Source organism: Acinetobacter puyangensis (assembly GCF_900096995.1).
GTDB lineage: Bacteria > Pseudomonadota > Gammaproteobacteria > Pseudomonadales > Moraxellaceae > Acinetobacter > Acinetobacter puyangensis.
This window is the reverse complement of the sequence record NZ_OANT01000025.1, coordinates 1-4516: the sequence shown is the minus strand read 5'-3', so window position 1 is coordinate 4516 and position 4516 is coordinate 1. Positions and strand designations below refer to the sequence as shown.

Annotated in this window: 3 protein-coding genes; all 3 read left to right on the top strand. The window is 44.1% G+C overall.

Annotated elements, in window-relative coordinates:
- Positions 1-362: TolC family protein (locus CRO21_RS17300; protein ID WP_171294087.1), on the top strand; the 362-nt coding region annotated here is incomplete at its 5' end.
- On the top strand, positions 362-1597 hold the full coding sequence (locus CRO21_RS17295; protein WP_097080541.1) for an efflux RND transporter periplasmic adaptor subunit: 1236 nt from the start codon (positions 362-364) through the stop codon (positions 1595-1597). The genes CRO21_RS17300 and CRO21_RS17295, both read left to right, overlap by 1 nt.
- Positions 1587-4516 (top strand): efflux RND transporter permease subunit (locus tag CRO21_RS17290; RefSeq protein ID WP_141398149.1); only part of this gene is annotated, 2930 nt, incomplete at its 3' end. The genes CRO21_RS17295 and CRO21_RS17290, both read left to right, overlap by 11 nt.

The window sequence follows — 4516 nt, the reverse complement described above, 5'->3', positions numbered from 1 at the left end:
CACAGAATCAGGCACAACTTGATACCTTGCTCACCGAATTGACAGGTCTAAAGCAGCAATACGATTTGATCAATGATCAGCAAATTCCCTTATCAGAAGAGGTTTATCAAAAAACCTTACTGGGTTTTAAGGTCGGGAAATATTCAATTACTGATGTGCAACAAGCGAGTCAGCAATTGCAGCAACAACGCTTAAATAAGATACAGATACTCAAACGAGCATGGCAAACATCATTCGACGCTAAAAGCTTAGCTTTCGGTATTGACTCAAGTGTAATTACCTCACCTGATGCCATCATGCAAATCAACCAAAATTTATGGCAAACCACGCAACAACTTAATACCGTGCTAGGAGCAGAATAATGTCAGATCATCAAAAAAAATTGCAATGGTTCTGGGTGGCATTGGTTATTGTTGTGGTCACAGTTTTGGGCACATGGATTGTATCAAGCAAAGACAAAGGCGTATCTGCGGAACATGAACATGGCGAAGCTGGACACACGGAAAGCGAGGACAGTCACGCTGAAGAAGGGCATGCGGAGGAAGGACATGGCGAAGAGAGTGAACTTGAATTTTCTGCCAAACAATTGCTTGAATTTGGGGTGAAACTTGCGACAACGGAGAGGGGTACAGTTGTACAAACAGCTTCATTTCCGGCCAGACTGGTTGCAAATAGCGATCAACAAGCGCATGTCACCTCTACGTTTGCAGGTCGTGTTGATCGCGTATCTGTATCATTGGGACAGACGGTAAAACAAGGACAGGCTTTAGCAACTTTGTTTATTCCCGATCTGGTTGATCAGCAAGCCAATTTAAGTATTGCCCAAGAAAGTTTGACTTTGGCACAACAAGATTATCAACGTGAAAAACAATTGTATGAGCAGGGAATTTCGGCACGTCAAGATTATCAACGTGCTTATAATGCTTATCGTCAAGCACAAATTCAGGTACAGGCAGCAAGAAGTCGTTTAAATGCACTGGGTGCATCAAGTGGCAGCAATGGACGATATGTATTGACTGCACCACTTGGTGGTGTGATCAGCAGTAAAGACATCGTGGTCGGTGAGCAAGTCAGTTCAGATAAACAATTATTTGTGATTGATCAGCTGGATCAACTTTGGTTGGAATTTACTTTACCTCATGATACTCAAATGAATGTCATGCCAAATCAAGAAATTCAGTTTAAATCCTTACAAAGCAACAATCAGTTTAAAGCTGTTGTACAGGCATTAAGTAGCGAAGCAGATGCACAAACAGGCCGTTTGGTGGTACGTGCCAAGGTGATTACGCCTGCACAGGAATTACGTCCAAACCTTATGGTAAATGTTGCGCTAAATCGTGGCACGTCTGCATCGGTATTGCGTGTCAATAAGCAGGCAATTCAGGACATTGATGGTAAACCAGTGGTTTTTGTGGCACAGCAAGAACAGGACAAGATCCATGTGACACCAACTGCTGTGGTTTTAGGTGATTATTCCAGTGATGGGCAATGGGTAGAAATTAAATCTGGCTTGACTGAAAACCAACGCTATATCAGCCAAGGCAGTTTCCTGATGAAATCTGAAATGGAAAAAGGGGAAGCTGAACATGGACACTAAAGAACAGCTCAATCTGCCCCCAGCCGAAGGATTATTTGATCGACTGATTCAGTTCTCGATTCAGAATGCCATTTGGGTGATGTTGTTTGTGGTGGCTTGGATTGGCGTCGGGATTTATGCTTATAAAAATCTGGCGATTGATGCAGTGCCGGATATTACCAATGTTCAAGTGCAAATTAACAGTCAGGCCAATGGCTTTACTGCCTTGGAAGTTGAACAGCGCATTACCTATCCGATTGAAAATGCCATGTCGGGTATGCCCAATTTAGAACAAACGCGTTCAATTTCCCGTTATGGTTTGTCGCAAGTGACCATTATTTTTAAAGATGGCACCGATATATATTGGGCAAGGCAACTGATTAGTCAGCGTTTGCAGGAAGCTAAAAGCGAATTGCCTGATGCGATTGAACCACAAATGTCGCCCATTTCCACAGGCTTGGGTGAGATCTACCAATGGGTGATTAAAGCACAGCCGAATGCCAAAAAAGCAGATGGCACAGTCTATACCGCAATGGATTTACGTGAAATTCAGGATTGGATAGTGCGTCCGCAGTTACAGCGGGTCAAAGGTGTGGCCGAGGTCAATAGTATTGGTGGCTATAACAAAACCTTTGTGGTTGCGCCTGATTTAAATCGTTTGCAGCAATTACAAATTCCATTGTCAAGCTTGCAGGAGGTTCTGAGCAATAATAATGAAAACCGTGGCGCAGGCTTTATCGAGGAAAATGGTCAGCAGCTTACCGTGCGTGTACCGGGTACGTTGAATTCAATACAAGACATTGAAAATGTTAATGTCACGACCAAAAATGGTCTGCCAATTCGGGTGGCAGATGTGGCACAGGTATCGATAGGACATGATTTGCGTACCGGTGGTGCAACCTATAATGGTGAAGAAACGGTCCTCGGGATCGCCATGATGATGATGGGTGAAAACAGTAAAACTGTTGCACACGCCATTGATGTGAAAGTTAAAGAAATTCAGAAAACTTTACCCAAAGGTGTAGCGATTGAAACGGTTTATAACCGTAGTGATCTGGTCGATAAAGCCATCAAAACCGTGGCAAAAAATCTGATCGAAGGGGCGATTCTGGTTATTGTTATTCTGTTTATGTTTTTGGGTAACTTTCGTGCTGCCTTGATTACTGCATGCATTATTCCGTTGTCTATGCTGTTTACGCTGGCGGGTATGGCAGAACAAAAAGTCAGTGCAAATTTGATGAGTCTAGGGGCACTTGATTTCGGGATTATCATCGATGGTGCAGTGGTGATTGTTGAAAACTGTATCCGACGCTTGGCTGAGGCTCAACAACACAAAGGACGTATCCTGACACGCTCCGAACGCTTTAGTGAAGTGTTTTTGGCGGCAAAACAGGCACGTCGTCCACTGATTTTTGGTCAGATCATCATTATGGTGGTGTATTTACCGATTTTTGCGTTATCTGGTGTCGAGGCAAAATTATTTCATCCGATGGCCATTGCAGTGGTTTTGGCATTACTTGGTGCAATCATTTTATCCGTCACGTTTGTACCTGCGGCTGTGGCATTATTTGTCACAGGAGAAGTGAAGGAAAAAGAAAGTCGCTGGATGCAAAAGCTCAAAACTGGCTATGCACATGTGCTGGACTGGGCCTATGCCTCTAAATATCTGGTGGTGTCGATTGCTCTGGGTATTCTGATTCTAACCGGATTGCTCAGCACCCGCATAGGCAGCGAATTTTCACCGACCTTAAGTGAAGGTGATTTTGCCATACAATTGATGCGTGCACCTAGTACAGGGATTGAGGAATCATTACGTATTCAGGAAAGTGTAGAAAAACAGCTACTTCAAGCTTTTCCGGAAATTAAAGCCGTATTTGCCCGGACAGGCACGGCCGAAGTGGCAACCGATGTAATGCCACCGAATATTTCGGATGGTGTGGTTTTGCTTAAACCTCGGGCAGAGTGGCCGAATCCCAAACAAACCATCGACCAGTTGCGCAGTCGCATGTTGGCATTCGTCAATACCATTCCCGGCAATAACAGCGAGTTTTCTCAACCGATTGAACTGCGCTTCAACGAATTAATTTCGGGTATTCGTAGTGATGTCGGCGTCAAGATTTTTGGTGATGATCTACAGGTCCTCAATCAGGAAGCGGAAAAAATTGCGCAAACACTACGTTCGATTCCCGGTGCCAGCGAAGTTAAAATCGAACAAACTGATGGTTTACCGTTGCTGAATGTCGATGTCAATCATGCCTTGGCAGCACAATATGGCATATCGGTACGCGACGTTCAGGATCTGGTTGCAGCAAGTATCGGTGGACAAAGTGTTGGGCAAATCCTACAAGGGGATCGCCGTTTTGATTTTGTCATTCGTTTAAGTGACGACATGCGTAATCCGCAAAAATTGGCGATGTTACCGGTTCAATTGCCGAATGGTGGTTTAATTCAACTACAAGATATTGCCACGGTTGAGACTATCTTGGGTCTAAATCAGGTCAGTCGTGAGGATGGTAAACGTCGCGTCGTTGTTTCGGCAAATGTACGTGATCGTGATTTAGGTTCTTTTGTTGCCGAGATGCAGGACACTTTGGCACAGCAAAGTTTGCCAAGCGGTTATTGGCTCGGATATGGCGGTCAATTTGAAAATCTGGCATCGGCCAAAGCACGTATGCAAATTGTGATTCCTTTGGCGTTGATCATGATTTTCAGCTTATTGATGGCGGTATTTCATCGCTTTAAAGACAGTATCTTGGTATTTAGTAGTGTGCCATTTGCGCTGTCAGGTGGTTTGCTGGCGTTATGGCTACGTGATATTCCACTTTCGATGTCGGCAGGTGTTGGCTTTATTGCCTTATCAGGTGTGGCAGTATTAAACGGTTTGGTGATGTTGACCTTTATTAAAGAATTACGTGAACGTTATGATTTGCATTATGCAAC